Source organism: Flavobacterium sp. GW821-FHT12A05 (assembly GCF_058807735.1).
The window spans coordinates 1-16,685 of sequence record NZ_JBXAQY010000003.1; the positions used below are offsets into that span (position 1 = coordinate 1).

The 16,685-nt window shown below is 39.5% G+C and carries 19 protein-coding genes; 6 read left to right on the plus strand and 13 right to left on the minus strand.

Annotation, left to right across the window (positions count from 1 at the left end; genetic code table 11):
• Positions 1–140 precede the first annotated feature (140 nt).
• Both AC1RRQ_RS06960 and AC1RRQ_RS06965 read right to left on the minus strand, forming a co-directional pair.
• Positions 141–1,913 (minus strand): MutS-related protein, encoded by a 1,773-nt coding sequence (locus tag AC1RRQ_RS06960; protein ID WP_493022285.1) that lies wholly within the window; start codon positions 1,911–1,913, stop codon positions 141–143.
• Between the two features lie 69 nt (positions 1,914–1,982).
• Positions 1,983–2,816, minus strand: a complete 834-nt coding sequence (locus AC1RRQ_RS06965; RefSeq protein ID WP_493022286.1) for a universal stress protein — start codon at positions 2,814–2,816, stop codon at positions 1,983–1,985.
• Between the two features lie 183 nt (positions 2,817–2,999).
• On the opposite strand from AC1RRQ_RS06965, the gene mnmE reads away from it, so the two are divergent.
• From mnmE to AC1RRQ_RS06980, 3 genes are all read left to right on the plus strand, one after another.
• Positions 3,000–4,400 (plus strand): tRNA uridine-5-carboxymethylaminomethyl(34) synthesis GTPase MnmE, encoded by a 1,401-nt coding sequence (mnmE, locus tag AC1RRQ_RS06970; RefSeq protein WP_493022287.1) that lies wholly within the window; start codon positions 3,000–3,002, stop codon positions 4,398–4,400.
• 256 nt (positions 4,401–4,656) lie between these two features.
• Complete coding sequence (locus AC1RRQ_RS06975) at positions 4,657–5,211, plus strand: helix-turn-helix domain-containing protein (RefSeq protein ID WP_493022288.1); 555 nt, start codon at positions 4,657–4,659, stop codon at positions 5,209–5,211.
• The gene (locus AC1RRQ_RS06980) at positions 5,208–6,362 is read left to right on the plus strand and encodes a tyrosine-type recombinase/integrase (RefSeq protein ID WP_493022289.1); all 1,155 of its coding nucleotides are present in this window, start codon (positions 5,208–5,210) and stop codon (positions 6,360–6,362) included. Before AC1RRQ_RS06975 ends, AC1RRQ_RS06980 begins: the two co-directional genes overlap by 4 nt.
• A gap of 55 nt (positions 6,363–6,417) precedes the next feature.
• On the opposite strand, the gene AC1RRQ_RS06985 is transcribed toward AC1RRQ_RS06980, so the two are convergent.
• The 7 genes from AC1RRQ_RS06985 to AC1RRQ_RS07015 all read right to left on the minus strand — a co-directional run bounded on the left by AC1RRQ_RS06985 (position 6,418) and on the right by AC1RRQ_RS07015 (position 11,729).
• A complete protein-coding gene (locus AC1RRQ_RS06985; RefSeq protein WP_493022290.1) occupies positions 6,418–6,780 on the minus strand; it encodes a helix-turn-helix domain-containing protein in 363 nt (120 codons plus the stop codon).
• 299 nt (positions 6,781–7,079) lie between these two features.
• Positions 7,080–8,213 (minus strand): hypothetical protein, encoded by a 1,134-nt coding sequence (locus AC1RRQ_RS06990; RefSeq protein ID WP_493022291.1) that lies wholly within the window; start codon positions 8,211–8,213, stop codon positions 7,080–7,082.
• A 32-nt stretch (positions 8,214–8,245) separates the two neighbouring features.
• Complete coding sequence (traN, locus tag AC1RRQ_RS06995) at positions 8,246–9,088, minus strand: conjugative transposon protein TraN (protein ID WP_493022292.1); 843 nt, start codon at positions 9,086–9,088, stop codon at positions 8,246–8,248.
• Between the two features lie 13 nt (positions 9,089–9,101).
• A complete protein-coding gene (gene traM, locus AC1RRQ_RS07000) occupies positions 9,102–10,331 on the minus strand; it encodes a conjugative transposon protein TraM (protein WP_493022293.1) in 1,230 nt (409 codons plus the stop codon).
• 17 nt (positions 10,332–10,348) lie between these two features.
• On the minus strand, positions 10,349–10,795 hold the full coding sequence (locus AC1RRQ_RS07005; RefSeq protein ID WP_493022294.1) for a hypothetical protein: 447 nt from the start codon (positions 10,793–10,795) through the stop codon (positions 10,349–10,351).
• Positions 10,792–11,415 (minus strand): conjugative transposon protein TraK, encoded by a 624-nt coding sequence (traK, locus tag AC1RRQ_RS07010; RefSeq protein WP_493022295.1) that lies wholly within the window; start codon positions 11,413–11,415, stop codon positions 10,792–10,794. Before traK ends, AC1RRQ_RS07005 begins: the two co-directional genes overlap by 4 nt.
• Positions 11,416–11,426: 11 nt before the next feature.
• Positions 11,427–11,729: a TraJ family protein gene (locus AC1RRQ_RS07015; protein WP_493022806.1), complete on the minus strand. Its 303-nt coding sequence runs from the start codon at positions 11,727–11,729 to the stop codon at positions 11,427–11,429.
• On the opposite strand from AC1RRQ_RS07015, the gene AC1RRQ_RS07020 reads away from it, so the two are divergent.
• Complete coding sequence (locus AC1RRQ_RS07020; RefSeq protein WP_493022807.1) at positions 11,728–12,210, plus strand: alpha/beta hydrolase family protein; 483 nt, start codon at positions 11,728–11,730, stop codon at positions 12,208–12,210. The genes AC1RRQ_RS07015 and AC1RRQ_RS07020 overlap by 2 nt on opposite strands.
• 47 nt (positions 12,211–12,257) lie before the next feature.
• On the opposite strand, the gene AC1RRQ_RS07025 is transcribed toward AC1RRQ_RS07020, so the two are convergent.
• The 4 genes from AC1RRQ_RS07025 to AC1RRQ_RS07040 all read right to left on the minus strand — a co-directional run bounded on the left by AC1RRQ_RS07025 (position 12,258) and on the right by AC1RRQ_RS07040 (position 14,613).
• Complete coding sequence (locus tag AC1RRQ_RS07025; RefSeq protein WP_493022296.1) at positions 12,258–12,536, minus strand: DUF6520 family protein; 279 nt, start codon at positions 12,534–12,536, stop codon at positions 12,258–12,260.
• 82 nt (positions 12,537–12,618) lie between these two features.
• Positions 12,619–13,713: a hypothetical protein gene (locus AC1RRQ_RS07030; protein ID WP_493022297.1), complete on the minus strand. Its 1,095-nt coding sequence runs from the start codon at positions 13,711–13,713 to the stop codon at positions 12,619–12,621.
• Positions 13,710–14,180: a MauE/DoxX family redox-associated membrane protein gene (locus AC1RRQ_RS07035; RefSeq protein ID WP_493022298.1), complete on the minus strand. Its 471-nt coding sequence runs from the start codon at positions 14,178–14,180 to the stop codon at positions 13,710–13,712. Before AC1RRQ_RS07035 ends, AC1RRQ_RS07030 begins: the two co-directional genes overlap by 4 nt.
• Before the next feature lie 136 nt (positions 14,181–14,316).
• Positions 14,317–14,613, minus strand: coding sequence for a hypothetical protein (locus tag AC1RRQ_RS07040; protein WP_493022299.1), 297 nt, complete (start codon positions 14,611–14,613; stop codon positions 14,317–14,319).
• A 419-nt stretch (positions 14,614–15,032) separates the two neighbouring features.
• Between AC1RRQ_RS07040 and AC1RRQ_RS07045 the strand changes: the two genes are divergently transcribed.
• Positions 15,033–15,425, plus strand: a complete 393-nt coding sequence (locus tag AC1RRQ_RS07045) for a plasmid mobilization protein (protein WP_493022300.1) — start codon at positions 15,033–15,035, stop codon at positions 15,423–15,425.
• Complete coding sequence (locus AC1RRQ_RS07050) at positions 15,413–16,678, plus strand: relaxase/mobilization nuclease domain-containing protein (protein ID WP_493022301.1); 1,266 nt, start codon at positions 15,413–15,415, stop codon at positions 16,676–16,678. Before AC1RRQ_RS07045 ends, AC1RRQ_RS07050 begins: the two co-directional genes overlap by 13 nt.
• Positions 16,679–16,685 lie beyond the last annotated feature (7 nt).

Genomic DNA, 16,685 nt, shown 5'->3' on the forward strand with positions numbered 1-16,685 from the left:
TGCGCAGAGACCATCAACCATCAACCATCAACAATTAACCATCAACAATTAACCATTAACCATTAACCATTAACCATCAACAATCAACCATCAACCATCAACAATCAACCATCAACAATCAACCATTAACAATTAACAATTTAAATAACTCCCATTTTCTGCATTAAGAAAGTAGCACTTCTGTTTTGGCAGATTCCTTTGCGGAGTTTATAATCGAAGTGAAGTTCGTTGTTTTGAATTTCGACTTCAAAACACTGATTGGTTAAAACATTAGGATATTCGTTTGTAGTTAAGCAGACTTCGATATCGTGAGTGGCAATGGCTCCAATAGCTTTTTTGGCAATAACCTTTTTTACCACTTCTATAGTTCCGTTTCGTTTATCATCAGAATTTGTTCCTCTTAAAATTTCGTCTAATAAAACAAAAGCCGGGCGTTCTTCCAGAGCATCCATAATTTGTTTTAAACGTTTAATTTCGGCAAAGAAATACGATTCACTGTCGGCTAAAGAATCAGATAATCGCATTGAAACTAAAACTGGAAGTGGGTGAATGTTAGCTTTTAAAGCACAAACTACTGAACCAATTCCACCTAGAACCATATTGATTCCTAAACTTCTTAAAAAAGTACTTTTTCCAGACATGTTAGAACCCGTTAAAATCATAAAAGATTCCGGATAAAAATGCGTATCATTCCCTACTCTGCTTACTGGATTTAATAACGGATGACTTAAATTTTCAAATCCAATTTTATATTCTGAATTAATTTCAGGGAAAACAAAATCAGGATTATTATACGAAAGATTAGCCAGGCTGTTCAAGGCTTCAAATTCCCCAATGATATTAATCCACTTTTCCAGTTCATGCGAATAATCTTCTTTCCATTTTAAAAGAGCTCTTAAAACATGAAGATTAAAAAGAAATGAACCGTTAAATAAAGTGGCTGTAACAAAGTTACTTATGGTATCCATTCTCGAAAACAATTCTGATAATTGCTTTAAATGAAAACTTGCCGATGCATTTTTAGAAATCAGCTGTTTTTGTAATTCAATCAGCTTTTTAGATTCAAATTTTTCGGTTTCAATCTTTTCTACTAATAAGCTGTAATGTTTAATTGTTTTATCGATATTATCTGCCTGCGCAATTTCAGATTGAATTCGTTTAATTGATCTTCCTAGAACAATTAAATTGGCTATAAAAATGTACGTTACATAGGATAAAATAATCGTTTTTGAAGTAATGAAATACGCAATTATAAAGCCAAAAAATAAAGCTGGAAGAATAACAGAAAGTGCAACTAAAACTTTAGGTAAAGTATTATTTTTAAATGAAATCCAATTAATTAATGCATCATACGAATTTTTACTGTCAGCACTGACAATCGCAAGAGCTTCAAAATCCTGACGCCAGTCTATTTTAGATTTCAACTCATTTATTGCTTCCTGATTCTCTATGATTGTTTCATTAGAAAACAGGTTCAATAATTGATGTGCTAAAGTTTTTTTACCGATAAAAGTGGCTGTTCTGTTTAGGTTCTGGAATAAGGAATGTTCTCCAAAAATATCTAAATCGTAAGCATAAGGATGATGAAAATCGTTGAATTCTATTCCGTTTTCAAAAGTAAGTTTTTCTCTTTTCAAGAAAGATATTTCATCCTTGTTGATTTTTAAAATGGCTTTTGTTACTTCTCTTTCAAAAGATAATTTCGTGTGAATTCTCATTAAAAAAAGAAAACCAACAAAAGACAGAATAGCAAAAACTATATAAAGCGCTTCGTTGGTTTTGATGTAGTAAAACAACATAAACAAACAAAAAAACACGCTTAAAAGCCTTAAAATACTTATGCTGTTATATCTTTTGTTGATTTCATTAAAAACTTTCGAATAGTGCTCAACCTTACTTATGTATACTTCCATTTTTATAATTTATGAAATACAAATATAGGTTTTACACTTTCAAAAAAACGATTCATTTTAAGTTCAATTTTATTTCTCGTGCATTATTAGTACGGGAATAGAAACTTCTTTGGTGATTTTTTTGCTAAAACTCGAATCGAATAAAGATTCAAAGAATGATCTTTTATGCGTAATAGTCGTCAGGATATCAATATCTTTATAAAGTATAAAATCAAGAATTGTTTCTTTAACTTCATCACTTGGCAAGACTAGAAATTCTACATTATCAGCAGCAAATTCTTGTTCCCATTCTTTAATAGTTGCATCAGAAACATCAGAATTTGAAGTTTTGACATATAGACTTTTCACTTTTGCTTCCGTTTTTTCAGCGATTTTCAGTACTTTTTTCAATACTTCTTTATCTTTTTCACGATATCTGGTAGTAAAAGCAATTGTTTTGACTTTCTTGTATTTAGCATCAATTGGAATACATAAAACCGGAACGTTTACTTCTGAAATAACAGAGTTTGTATTCGATCCCGTAAAGAATTTTGTCCAGTCACTATTACCGGTAGTACCCATGATTACAAAGTCGATCTGGTCTTCTTCTACTGCGTTTCTTAAATTATAAATTAAATCACCATCCATTAAACGGTGTTTTAATACAATATCATCTAGTTTACGTTCGGCGGCAATGGCTCGAAGTTTTGGAATTTCATCTTTAAACATTTCAAATTTTGCTAATTCTATAGAACTGTATATCGATGCATAATTCTCTGGAAAAAATTGACTGTCATAAACCGGAATCTCAAATGTATGCAATAACACAAGTTCGGCTTTAACAATTTTTGCAAACTCTAAAGCGTGGACAAATGCATTTGTTGCAGCTTCAGAGAAGTCTGTGGGAAATAATATCTTTTTCATTTTGTTGAGATTTTAGGTTTGTTTCTCAAATTTAATCATTCTAAAAATAAATTGGACTGATAATTATCAGGAATTTAACAGTTAATAATTTCTTAATTAGGTATACTTTTTTATCACTTTTAGTTCCTGATCAGCTTCAGATTATCACTTTAAAATTTTCTGCTTTTTTCTTACCTTTGCAGCATGATAAATCAAGATTCTATAGTTGCATTAGCTACTCCGTCTGGTGCTGGAGCTATTGCTGTAATCCGTATTTCGGGAGCCGAGGCTATTTCAATAGGAAACTCCGTTTTTAAATCAATCAAAAACAAAGATTTAACAAAACAGAAAACTCATACTTTGCACTTAGGTCATATTGTTGATAATCAAAAAACACTTGATGAAGTTTTGATTTCTGTTTTTAAAGGTCCAAATTCTTATACTGGAGAAGATACTATAGAAATTTCGTGCCACGGATCTACTTATATTCAGCAGCAAATAATTCAATTATTATTGAGAAAAGGATGCCGAATGGCCGATGCGGGAGAATTTACTTTACGCGCTTTCCTAAATGGAAAACTGGATTTATCGCAAGCTGAGGCGGTAGCCGATTTAATTTCGTCAGATAACGAGGCTTCTCACCAAATTGCCATGCAGCAAATGCGAGGCGGTTTTAGTAATGAGATTGCCAAACTGCGTGAGGAACTTTTGAATTTTGCTTCTTTAATTGAATTGGAATTAGATTTCGCTGAGGAAGATGTAGAATTTGCCGACAGAACGCAGTTTCATGAATTATTAAACCGAATTGAATTTGTTTTAAAACGTTTAATTGATTCGTTTGCCGTTGGAAATGTTATTAAAAACGGAATTCCGGTTGCAATTGTAGGCGAACCTAACGTTGGGAAATCGACTTTATTAAATGCTTTATTAAACGAAGAACGCGCTATTGTATCTGACATTGCCGGAACGACAAGAGACACAATTGAAGATGAATTGGTTATTGGCGGTATTGGTTTCCGTTTTATTGATACTGCGGGAATTCGTGAAACCAAAGATGTTGTAGAAAGCATTGGAATTAAAAAAACCTTCGAAAAAATAGATCAGGCGCAAGTTGTAATTTATTTGTTTGATGGTTTGAAGTTTCAGGTTTCGAGTTCTGAATTTGTTTCTGAAATTGAACAAATCAAGAATAAATATCCATTGAAACCTTTGGTTATTGTAGTAAATAAGAAAGATATATTATCTGCAGATGAAGTTTCAAACATTACAACCAAGCTTGAAAATTTAAATGCAAAACTGTTATTAATTTCCGCTAAAGAAAAAATTGGTGTCGATGATTTAAAGAATGAATTGCTTTCTTTTGTCAATACCGGAGCACTTCGAAATAACGAAACAATCGTTACTAATACAAGACATTACGATTCATTACTAAAAGCTTTAGATGAAATACAAAAAGTAAAATTCGGACTTGAAACGAATCTTTCAAGTGACTTAATTGCACTTGATATTCGTGAGGCTTTATATCAATTTGGGTTGATTACAGGTCAGGTTTCTAATGACGAATTGTTAGGTAATATTTTTGCTAATTTCTGCATCGGTAAATAAGGGCACAAAACAACACAAAACATCGTTCTAAAAAATACGTTAAATCACTACATATCAACAATGTAGTGATTTTTTTATACCCAAAACTTTCGTTTTATTTGCGCAACTTTGTTCTTATTTGTACCTCCATTGTACCTCGAAAATAATTTTAACAGTAAGGTACAAGTGTCAGGCCAAATTATGGCACACTTTGGCACATGGAGGCACATCAGGACACAGTGGGACACATTGTGACACGATTAATTATTTACGCAAAATGAGCTCAAATATTCAGGTTGAAAGGGTATGTGAATACTGCAAAAAGGTCTTTACGGCCAAAACAACTAAAACACGGTTCTGTAACCTTACATGCGGCAGTAAAGGATATAAAGCCCGCCAGAAACAGGCTAAAATAAATGCCAGTAACCAGCAGACCAAAACCACGCTGGAGGGATTTGACCCCAGCATAACGGCCAAGGATTTTTTAAGCATTGACGACGCTTCAAAACTTCTTGGTGTCAGCCGCAGGACCCTGTACCGAATTATCGACCGGGGCGAACTTGGCATCAAAAAGCTTGGGCGCCGCACCATTTTAAAAAGAGCAGATGTAAACAGCTACTTCGAGTTTCCCGACATAATAATTCCTGACAACAGGATACCGGAACTCAGTGACTGTTACAGCATCAATGAAATGCAGGAGAAATTCGGCATTTCAAACGGGGCTTTATATAACCTTATACGAAGGGAGCAGATCGCCCGGTTCTCTAAAGGAAAGTACACCTATGTACTTAAATCAGATATTGAAAAGTTACTAATGAGACAGATTATATGAGAAAGAGTACGAAAATAAAAGTAACACTGCGTAAGAAAGCTATAGCCGGCGGAAAGAAACTATCTTTATATCTTGACTACTACCCTCCTATCTATGACAGTGCTGCCAATGAGTTTTCAAGACGAGAATTTCTGAAGCTGTACCTGATAGCTCGTCCTGCTAATGCATTTGATAAAATGGCGAATGAGGAAAACCTCAACACTGCCAAAATGATACAGATTAGAAGACAGACGGAACTTCTGAAGGATGATATCTATACCGAGTTTGAAAAAGGACTGCTCCGTTTAAAAGAGATCGGCGAGATATCTTTTCTGGATTATTTTCAAACGCAGGGTAAAAAGAGGATTGGTATTAATTATGATATATGGGACTATGCCATAGGATATTTTAAGGATTTTATCCAAACGGACAGTCTCACCTTCTCTGAACTGACACCATCATTGATCGAGGGCTTCCGTGATTATATGCTTCAGGCAAAAAGCAGGCGCAATCCTGATAAAAAGCTTTCTGTAAATTCTGCCCATTCTTACTTTAATAAACTAAAGGCAACTTTAAAACAAGCCTACAAGGAAGGCCTTCTGCAGCAGGATTTGAATGCAGCAGTAGAGTATATAAAAGAAGAAGATGTCCAGAGAAATTTTCTATATCTGGAAGAGGCGCAGCTTTTGTTTGATACCGACTGTCCAAAACCAATCGTTAAGGAGGCCGCGCTGTTTTCTATCCTTACAGGGCTTCGTTATTCAGATATTGAGAAGCTGGAATGGTCAGAAATAGAGTATTCTCAGTATGATGGGCCATTCATTCGGTTTAAGCAGCAAAAGACTGCAGGACAAGAGACGCTGCCTATTTCTGAACATGCCTTTGAAATCCTGGGCGAACGAAAAAAAGCAGGAACTAAAGTGTTTGACGGACTTAAAAAGTGGGATATTGACCGCTTTGTGCCAATTTGGGTTGCCGCAGCCGGAATTACCAAACATATTACATTCCATTGTTTTAGGCATACATATGCAACCCTGCAGTTAAATTCTGGAACGGATATCTTTACGGTCTCCAAACTCCTGGGGCATAAGAACGTCAGGACAACACAGGTGTACGCTAAAGTGATAGACAAAACAAAACGGGAAAGTACCCACCGTATAAAACTTAGGTAAAAATAAAGACTGGATAAGAAAAACCACTAATCGGATTAAACAAAAGAAGCTGCCATTACTTATTGGCAGCTTTCCCTTTTAAGCTTTCTAATTTATTTTCTCTTAAATATTTTTCAGCATTAGCACTATAGTCTGAAATACTTTTTGCTTTGCCCTGCAGAATCCATAATTTCAATTCTTTCCTGCTGAAATATAACCTTTTACCCTTTTTGTTAGCAGGCAGCTCATGTCGTGAGACCTTGCTGTAAATCGTTGCTGGTGAAAGCCGCAGATATTTTGCAGCTTCTTCGATATCCATAAAATCGTCCTTTTCCCGGCTTACTTTAATTGTGGCTTTAAGAAGCTTTTCGATTTTCTTGATTCTTTCAAACAGCTTTGTGACTGCCATTGGCAGCTCCTCAAATGTAAATGGTTCCATACGGCTGTTTTAGGGATCATTAAAGTATATCTTGCTGGGCTGGTTCTTTTTGAATGACGGCACATAGCGCAGGTAACCATATTCAGTCATCTCCTTTAAGCATTTCCTGTATGTTTTGTGTGCCGATATTTTGGCCGTGTTCATTACCTCAGTACTAAAAGCTTCTACAGGATTTGAATAACCCTTATCCTCGCTAAAGTATAGCAGCGCAGCATATATTCCTATATGTGTGCTGCTGATCCTGTAGTCGTTTCTGATCAGCTCAAAAAATTTGGATAAGGGCTTTGTGCACTTCATTTTTACATTGATTGTGCCTTACGGCGATTGCTGCTTTTTTTTTCAGACTGGTTTTCGTTTTCATCGTTTTCATTCTGCCTGGCAGATTTAGACTGGCTGTTTGATGCTTTTTCTGATTCACTCTCTTTCTTGTCCTGTCTTGCATCCAGGCGTTTTAAATTCGAATCATAAACCGTTACAGTTTTAAACTGCGGATTAGCTTCGACGAACTGTTTGGTTTCAGTCCCGTCTTTGATAAAAGTTGCTGACTGGATATTTCCTTTTTTCAGCGAGTTAATAAGGTCTTCTTTATATTTTGGGGTGTTTAGTTCTTTAATAGGATGCTTTGAAAGCGCCGCTTCCAGATCAAAACCATAATTCTCATGGTAGTGGTTCAGCATAAAATTTCCACGGGTATCGGTATTTTTAAAATCAAGCTGAACCCATGCGTTATAGGTTTCTCCTTCCCTGTTGGTGAGATCTTTGTTAACAGATCTTCCTTCCATAAGATTGTACGCCTCTTTCAGGGTAATATTATTCCCTTTGTTAATATAGAAAGTCTGTTCAAGCGATTCCTCGCTTCCTTCTTTCTGCAGGTTTACCTTGTAGGAGTTAAAAAAATAGAGGTCGGACTGCTCCGATTTTCGGAAGTTCAGCTCTGCACCTACTCTGCATTCTCCATAAAATGCATCATGCTGCAGTTTAAATTCTGGTTTTTGCTGCTCCATATTTTGTCTCAGTTCCCCTTCCAGTGCTTCACCGAAGCCGGTATACATAACCTGGTCTTTCAGGTAATCAAAATTTTTCTCGTTCATAATATTTTGTTCTAAGTTAATATCTTGAAATATTGCCCTGTCCCTATAACTTCGGGCAAGCCCGAGCAGATCGAACGCTTCGTTCTCTGTAGTATCAATTCCGGTATGTTCAACTGTCTTTAAATCACTTATAAATGAATTTATAGAAAGACTTTTGTAAAAGTCTGCATCATTTGACATCTCAAAGCAGTGTTCGGCTGCTTCCCATGAAGTTTTAAAAAAGGCAAGAGTATGGGCATCTGATATTTCTTCAATGGGATAAACCACATGCTTATATCCATCACCTTCCATCGATACTGCCAGGTCCAGCAGCAGTTTATAATCGCTGATGTTTATTATCATGATAATATTGTTCTGCGTATGTCTGTTTCCCTCTAGTTGCTGAATGCAGGTATTGGAAATACTTTATCTGTCTTACTGTTTCTCAATAGCAGCTGAAGATGCCTCCCGCCTGACTTTTCAATCATTTCAACTATAAGATTTTTTTGATCGGGAATTGTAAATTTTGGCAGTACATAAACAAACTGCACTTCTGATTTAGCTTCTACTTTTTCCGGGGCTTTATAGGCCAGCACGGGAACAAGTTCCAGCTCCTGCGATGCTGTCCTCTTAACTTTTTTCTGGTCTCGTATAAAAAAACGAAACTGGTCGATATCGTAGCCTATGTCAGTGTCGTTGGTTATTTTTATTCGGTACTGTATCAGGTCGTTATGGATGTAAATTCCGGTCACGGCAAGGGTAATTCCGTTTTGCTTCTCATTATAGTTCACTTTTTTTCTTTCATGATAAGCAAGCTCAGCGCCGTAGAAGATCTTTTTTTTGTTGTCATTCTGGTCCGAGTAGTTTATAAAGTTATCCTGTCTGCTGTCGGAAAAAGTGTGAGTGAGCGTATTTGGATCTTCCAGATAGCAGAGCCTGAAATCATAAAGTTTTCCATCTGAGGTAATAACAGTAAGGTTGGTCTGCTCAAAATTCCGAACCGCTGCCTTGATCTGCAGGATATTGTCAACTCCTTTCGCCTTCTGGACCAGTATGTCCCTGCTCCCCTTGTCTACTGACTGGACATCAAAAGGGAAAACAATACTGGTAGTCTTGGAATAAGCAATATCCATCGGATAAGAAATGATCTCACCTGGGCTTTTTTTCCTTCCCTGTGCAGATGCCGGATGCTGGGCACAAAATGATAATGCTAGCAAGAATGCATAAAATGTTTTCATAATAGTAATATGTTTAGTTGTTGTTTCTTTTTTTGTCCTTTAAAAGAACCTGGTATCCTGACTTGACCATCACCTTTACCAGCTTTACCTTCTTGCTGAGAAGGCTCTTGGCCGCTTCAATACCAGCACCGGCTGCCTGCGATCCCCATGAATCATCAAGCGATGCAATGCCCAGCGGCTGAATGGACCTCTCTGCGGAGGCTTTGGCAGCATCCCTGCTTATAGCTCCCGGAATATATATCCCTTCAAGCCCGTCAATATCATAAAGCAGGAGTTCTACAGGGAAAACTGAGTTTTGAAACCTGATCGAACTTATTTCGACCGTTAATCGTTCGCCTTTTAGTGATGCCGTCCCGTATACGAAAGTATTTTTTGGTATTCGGGTACTGCTTAGTTCAATTTCCTGAGACAGCCTGAGTTTTACCATTGAACCATTGACGCAGATCTGGGATTCGGCTATTGTGGCCGCTATTGCATTTTTTTCATCACTGCCGGTCTTTGTATCCTCCATTGAATAGAATTCATTGGAGCCTGACTGCTGATTTGTCCGCAGCGGATCTTCTGAGAGATCACCGATAATATTATCTTCTACCGGCCTGGAGACTGTAAAAGCTTTCCCCTCTTTAAGGCGCTGGTCTTTCTTCATACGGTCCTGGACGCGCTGGGGATGCTGAATGTCAAGTATATTCTCAAGCATGCCGTTAATCTGCTGCATTTCCGGATCTTCCTGAGGGGCTGAATTCATCGTGGCCGCCATCGCCTCCAGTCTTTTTATTTCACCTGCTGTTTCATAAGAAGGTTCTCTTACATCCTCCCTAAATTTAAACCTGCTGTCCCTGATCTGCCCTGGCTCCGAAACCGTCTGCTGAAGCGTTTTCAGTTTTTCCATTACCTGCTGTTCACGGGGATTTCGGAAAGATGATTTAAAAAGCCGGTCCTCCCCTTTTATCCCTTCTTCATTCATGGCTTCGTCAGCCATAAAAAAGGGGTCTTTACTTTCCAGATTCTGCTGCCTGCTTGAGTCAGCATCTGCCCTGTCGTAATAATTCAGTTTATTAAAGCCGTTCTCCGGCACAGCCGTCTCCGGCAGGGCGCTGTTTAATCCCTTTTCTTGTTCAGGCAGGTCTTTAGCAGAGGATTTCCCTCCGCCCATTGACCAGAAAAGTATCGTCAGAAAGGGCACCGCCAGTATCGGAAGCACCCACAGCATTTTTCGCTGTCTTTGTTTTTTTGTTGTTCCCATTCGCTCTTTCATTTAATTCAGTGTTTAAAGTAATCTTCTGCCTGTCTCAGGCTGTCCAAAAGGCCTGGACGGGCCCTCATAAGGCTGTCGTATTTGTATTTTAAGGCAGGATCTTGGCGAAGGCTGTCCAGATATCTTCTGCCCCTTGAGAGTCTTTTTAAAATATTATCGTCGCTTGGTATTACAAGGTGCTCTTCCTTAGGTTTAGATACTTCTTTTGAGAGTCTATCCAGCATAAGATTTGTCTTTCCTTCGGTATAGAATCCTTGTGCCGCTATCCAGCACAAAAGCGTAATGGTCCCCGTGCAGAATACTGCAAGTATTATCACCGCTTTAGTTTTAGAATATTTAGAGAAAATACACTCCAGCCGCTCTGCAAGCCTGCGGGTGAGGCAATCCAGAAATGCGGGCTGCTGCTGCAGCATTCCTCTGCCATTCTTCGGTTTTTCAGCCCTCTTTTTCATGGTTTTCGCTGTTCTGAGCTTATATCCTGATTATCTAAAGTCTTCCAGCGCTCAATCAAAAAGCCGTGCGGATTGTTATCACTCCTTGATACATTCCTTAATTCTCCCTGTGTCACCAGGAGCCTTTTCACAATGCTTGCCGGCCTGATGATCTTCTGGCGGGCATAGCAGCGAAAGCTGAAAGGATAATTCGATATATCGACCACTACGCTGTCAACCGCTATCTCCTGGCTGATATTACCGGATATAATACCACTGTAATAACCGTTTTCACGAAGGTCATTGTAGATATTCTTCGCGGATCCGTCAGCAAGATAAAGTGCCTTTGAAATGTTTTCTTTGATTACTTTATCGTCTGGATCAAGGGTGAAAAAATACTGATGGAATACCCTAACATGATCTTTAGCCTCTACAGGTATGTTTTCCTTCCGGTCTGAAGCAAATGCTTGTATTGCCTTCCCATTTGCCAGTACATATACCTTATCCTGAAGGCTGCTGACAGTAGTAAAACTTTTCCATGCAATATAAATGCTGGTGAAACTGCTGGTGCATATGACAGCAAGGGTAAAACCACGGACATGCCTGAAAGCAGTATCTATATTTTTTAATTTTGTAAACATCGCTTCTGCTCTTAAGAGTTACCTTTTAATTTATCATTCATGTATCCTGATTTATCATCAAAGTACGGAGACGATTTTTCCTGTCCCGCCATGCTTTGATATAATCTGGAAGCCGCACTTCCCATGACATCTGCTGCCATGCCTGCACCAGCCGCTGAACTGTTTACTGCCATTGTCGTTCCGCCTGAAAAAATGCTGTTGACTTTCTGGCTCAGGGCACTCCCGCCGGCATGTACAATATAATTTGCCACAGAAGGAACAGTAAAATACCCTACTATACCGATAATCATAAATACAAGATAGGCGGGCCTTATAGGACATTCCTTCGGAGGTTATGAAACCAACTTTATTGTAACGCACAGCAGCCTTTTTGCAGCAGCTGTATCCGGGGCCGGGGTCGCTGACCCTGTGGAGTATAGTTTTACTATCGGCGGCGATACGGATGCTGCACAAATATGGCGCTTTGAAAGCCAGCAGTTCCGTATGAGAACTTCTTTTTTTACAGATAAGCAGGCCTATCTTAGGAACTCACCGCTCTATAACGCAGATAAGATAAAGGCTCCCTTATTGATTTGGTGCGGTGCAGATGATCCCACTATTCCAAAGAACGAAAGCATCATACTTTATAATGCCCTGAGGAGGCTTGGCAAAAAACACCGAATGCTGATTTATCCCGGCGAATTCCATTTTCTGCAGGAGCCTGAAAATAAAGCTGACCTTACTATGCGGATAAAGCAGTGGTTCGACCATTACCTCAAAGGAAACAAGCCTGAGAATTGGATCACCTATAATTAAAAAAACAGAAAATGCAGTTCTTTTGAACTGCATTTTCATTTACAAGGTTAATTTTTGTAAAGCGGCAATGCACAGGGCTGTGCCGCACTTGGATTGGCTTTACGCCATACATTGTTGGTACCAAACATACAAGGCGCTGAGCCAGACACATCGCAATCCACCTGAACAGCGTCACAGCTGCTGGATGTTGTCTGGTGAATATAACCTGTGATCAATACATCATCTGCTTTACTTACAGACGATCTGTCTGTAGTTAGAGCTCCTGCGCTTGCAAGTGCAAAAGCAGTAATCGGAAGCACTAAGGCTTTAAAAAAAGTTGTTTTCATGATAATAAAATTTAAGTTGTTTGTGATCTACTCTTTTCAACAGGTTTTCGATCTTTCCCCCTGCTACAGGCCTGTAGATTGATTAATCATTTTTCTTTGATTTTATAAAATAATCCCTGATTGGTTTTCCAAAAGAATATTTGTGAAGATGCTTTCCAATGATAGCATAGACAGCAGTCCTGTCAGCAAAGAAATTCCGCATTTTTCCCGAATCCGGAATGTCGTAGATATAAAAGCTCAACAGATATACCTGTTCGTTCAGGTCATAGACATCAACTATCGATGCAACCCTCCAGACCTCAGGAATTTCATACCTGCCCACCAGACCGGAATTGACAAAAAGCAGGTTGGAGCTTACCGTACTGTTAAGGTTGACTGTGAGAGGCGGAGCTGCAAGTTTTCTGTCCCCTGAACTTTCAATTTTGACTATTTTGAGCTTTGCTCTTGATGTAGTATCGATGGTCCTGCCCCTGGCTTTCAGGTTAAGCTTGTCGTCAGCGACGATATATTGGTTACGGTAAAAGTAAACATACACGAATCTCTTCAGTTCTTCACTGTAATTCATGGTCCCGCTGGTATCAAAAAGACCGTCGATCTGCTTTTGCAAAAGCTCCGGATGGTATTCCGCAATGCTGCCTTTTGCTATGTTAAGAATTCCCAAGAGGTTTTCTCCAGAGCCCTCCTCCTGCCCCCTGACTGCCATATGGGTTGAGTCCATCACCACTGCTCCTGTAAAAAATTCTTTGCCAGTTACAACAACATTGGCTTTATAATCAGAGAGCATCCCCCTGTAGAGTACCGGAACAAGTCCGTCGTACATGTAAAAGTATGGGGCAGCAATACGGATCTCGACAGAACGGAAAGCGAAATCATATCGGTCCAGCTCTATCTTATGCTCGATGCGCGTCCTTAGCATCGTATCAACTTCTGTAATATAAAGCGGGGCTTTGTGGTTGGCAAGAAAGATACTTGACCCCGACTGGCCCGCTATATAATAATGGGGGTTGTCCAGGGCGATTTCTGCTGTTTTTTCTGCTGAAAGCGGAGTGTATCTCCTGATGAACGGATTCTCTTTCTGCATTCTGTTTTCCGACCAGTGGTAGAGCATAGTCGTAATACTAATGGCACTCATTGTAAGCAGAACCAGAACAACAGTCTTTTTTACAGATGATTTCATGATAAGCCAACTTTAGAAGTTTGACAATTAACCTTTGCCGAGTCTCTCGCTTCAGCATGAAAAAAGATCGCAACTGCACCAAGCACAGCGAATGCAGCATTAAAAATCAGATGCTCCCTCCACCCCATTTTTTCGAGTATTCCACCGCACGAACAAGGAATAAAAGAGCTGTAGTTAAGGATGAGATAAACATAGGCCGTGAAGATTACCATAAGGGTAAAAGCCATATAAAGTCCTGTAAGCCTAAAAAGTGGTACCGCCAGCATAACTGATATCAAAAATTCAAGAATCAAGACACCAACAGAAGCATATTGGGCAAAAATACTCAGCAGAGGCGACTGCCCTATCTGGGCCTGAAAGTTTTCAAAATCAAGCAGCTTACTGACAGCTGCGTATACAAAAAGAAGGATATAGAGGTAGCTGACTATAAAAGAGGTTTTGGTTCTGGCTGTGGTTAAGGTTTTCATGGATACTTAAAATAATTTGGATGAATAACGTATTGCTAAATTACTTCCAAGGCATACAAAACCACTTTGGTATTAGGTGCGGAAACTTATAAAAAAGGTGTAAAAAAAGGGATGCACTTATGCATCCCCTACCCATTTACTTTTTCCCCAAATTACTTAAACGGAGTAGCTTTTCGTTGATCTCCTCAAGCCCTCCTTTCTTTAGACATTCAGCCGCCAGAACTTTTAATTCTTCCTGCGTTGCCGAGGAGACAAGTCCTGATAAAGGCATGCCGTCCTGAACCTCCTTAACTGAGAATCCGCCATCGATAATCTGGTGCAGCAGTAGAATAGCTTTTCTTGAAATCCTGGTATCGATCCTTACCTGCTCATTCATGCCCGGACTGCTGAGAACCGTATCAAACACCTGGGCCACTTCATTGTTTGTCATCATACATCTAGTGTTTTAAATTATACATTTCTTATATCCAAAAATACTTCTTAAATCCCAGACTATCCCTGTCAAAAAATACCCAGGATTGGAAGTGTAGCTGCTCTGTGACTAATTTAGCAGTGCATAAAAGATATAGTCTCCAAGACCTTCCGGAATTCGTCAGGACTTGGAGCCCGTAGTGTCTGAAAAAGCACTGCCTGCTGCAGTGCACTTTCATTAAGTCCGGGACAACTAACAGATGGGTTAGGCATTACGGATTCTGCAAGTTTTTAAGACGATGGCAGGGATTGCCGTTTTCCGGCGCAATCGGCAAGATGTCCGGTTGTATCACAACCGCAATCTTGCTGCCCTTTACTCGGAACTCGTTGGCAGATAAGCTGAAAGATAAATGAATGCCGTAAAGAAATGAAAAGGATAGAATGATGGAAGAAAAAAAGACGAACCGCACCCGATGGCTGCACCTGCGCCTTACCCCTGAAGAATACAAAATAATCATGGTTTTTTATCTCCGGTCCACCTGCAGGAAACTGAGTGAATATGCCAGGCTACAGCTGTTGAAAAAACCTGTTATCGGAAAGTACCGCAACCAGTCGCAGGATGAGCTGATGAGCGAAATTATTGCATTGCGCAATGAGCTCAATGCCATTGGAAATAATTTTAACCAGTCCGTTAAAAGGCTGCACACGCTTAATGATTATGCCGAATTCAGGCAGTGGATCATACGATATGAACTGGATAAGAATACGATATCCTCCAAGCTGGAAAGCATTAAAAAAAGTATCCAGAAAATCGGTGAGTTGTGGTTGCGGTAATCAGGACCGGCCATTCCCTGAGGCACATTCTTAACTATAATGAGAACAAGGTCAAAGAAGGAAAAGCGCAGTGTATCGGGCAGGGAAATTACCCTATGGAAACCGATCAGATGAATTTCACAATGAAATATAACCGTCTGGTGCGCCAGGCTGAACTCAACCCTAATGTAACACGAAACAGCGTGCACATCTCACTCAATTTTGATATCAGTGAGAAGGATATCGGGAAGGAAAAATTAATGGGTATTGCAGCCGAATATATGGAAAGGATCGGCTTTGGAAAACAGCCCTATCTGGTATACCGGCATCATGATGCAGGGCATCCGCACATCCATATCGTCTCCATAAAAATAGAGGCGGACGGCAGACGGATCGATATGCAGAATATAGGAAAGAACCAATCGGAAACAGCAAGGAAACTTATCGAAAAAAAATATGGCTTAGTACAGGCAGGCAGGGACAATACCACTGTGCAGAAAACTGCCGGTGATGCCCTTTCGAAAGTAATTTACGGAAAAAATGATACCCGAAGGGCCATTGCAAATATTGTGGATGCCGTCGTACCAAGTTACAGGTTCACAAGCCTTCATGAACTCAACGCGGTGCTCAGCCAGTACAATATAATGGCCGACAGGGGAAGCGAAAAATCAAGAGTATATAAAAACAGGGGGCTGATGTACCGCATACTGGATGATAAGGGAAATAAAACAGGCATCCCTGTTAAGGCCAGCGCCCTTTATAGTAAGCCGACACTGGCTTTTCTGGAAAAGCAGTTCCCTTTAAATGAGGCAGCCCGGTTAAAGTTTAAAGGGCATGTAAAGAACGCCATTGACAGCAAAATATCAGCCGGTAAACCAATTAATCTGACAGCGCTCTGTAAAGCGCTCGAAAGGGAAGGCATCCAGGCAGTGCTTCGTCAGAATGATGCCGGTACACTGTATGGAATTACCTATGTCGATCATACAACTAAATGTGTTTTCAATGGAAGCGCACTTGGAAAAAGTTACAGCGCCAAGGGAATTCAACAGCGGTGCACTTCCACCGAAATAAAAGAAAATCAGAACAGGACCGAAACAAAAATTTCAAACATTCAGGGTGATAATCTGGAGTACGGCATTGAAAGCGGCAGAACAGGTTCAGGTATTTTGGAACAGTCGGCACAGCTGCTTTCTAAAACCGAAAATACAAGCGGTAATATACCGAATCAGTTTAAAAAGAAAAAGAAGAAAAGAGGGCATCCCGGTAATAAATAATCTTAAA

Coding starts and splice junctions, on each gene's coding strand:
- AC1RRQ_RS06960 (WP_493022285.1), bottom strand. CDS start 1,913: ATGGAAGTATACATAAGTAAGGTTGAGCACTATTCGAAAGTTTTTAAT.
- AC1RRQ_RS06965 (WP_493022286.1), bottom strand. CDS start 2,816: ATGAAAAAGATATTATTTCCCACAGACTTCTCTGAAGCTGCAACAAAT.
- mnmE (WP_493022287.1), top strand. CDS start 3,000: ATGATAAATCAAGATTCTATAGTTGCATTAGCTACTCCGTCTGGTGCT.
- AC1RRQ_RS06975 (WP_493022288.1), top strand. CDS start 4,657: ATGAGCTCAAATATTCAGGTTGAAAGGGTATGTGAATACTGCAAAAAG.
- AC1RRQ_RS06980 (WP_493022289.1), top strand. CDS start 5,208: ATGAGAAAGAGTACGAAAATAAAAGTAACACTGCGTAAGAAAGCTATA.
- AC1RRQ_RS06985 (WP_493022290.1), bottom strand. CDS start 6,780: ATGGAACCATTTACATTTGAGGAGCTGCCAATGGCAGTCACAAAGCTG.
- AC1RRQ_RS06990 (WP_493022291.1), bottom strand. CDS start 8,213: ATGATAATAAACATCAGCGATTATAAACTGCTGCTGGACCTGGCAGTA.
- traN (WP_493022292.1), bottom strand. CDS start 9,088: ATGAAAACATTTTATGCATTCTTGCTAGCATTATCATTTTGTGCCCAG.
- traM (WP_493022293.1), bottom strand. CDS start 10,331: ATGGGAACAACAAAAAAACAAAGACAGCGAAAAATGCTGTGGGTGCTT.
- AC1RRQ_RS07005 (WP_493022294.1), bottom strand. CDS start 10,795: ATGAAAAAGAGGGCTGAAAAACCGAAGAATGGCAGAGGAATGCTGCAG.
- traK (WP_493022295.1), bottom strand. CDS start 11,415: ATGTTTACAAAATTAAAAAATATAGATACTGCTTTCAGGCATGTCCGT.
- AC1RRQ_RS07025 (WP_493022296.1), bottom strand. CDS start 12,536: ATGAAAACAACTTTTTTTAAAGCCTTAGTGCTTCCGATTACTGCTTTT.
- AC1RRQ_RS07030 (WP_493022297.1), bottom strand. CDS start 13,713: ATGAAATCATCTGTAAAAAAGACTGTTGTTCTGGTTCTGCTTACAATG.
- AC1RRQ_RS07035 (WP_493022298.1), bottom strand. CDS start 14,180: ATGAAAACCTTAACCACAGCCAGAACCAAAACCTCTTTTATAGTCAGC.
- AC1RRQ_RS07040 (WP_493022299.1), bottom strand. CDS start 14,613: ATGATGACAAACAATGAAGTGGCCCAGGTGTTTGATACGGTTCTCAGC.
- AC1RRQ_RS07045 (WP_493022300.1), top strand. CDS start 15,033: ATGATGGAAGAAAAAAAGACGAACCGCACCCGATGGCTGCACCTGCGC.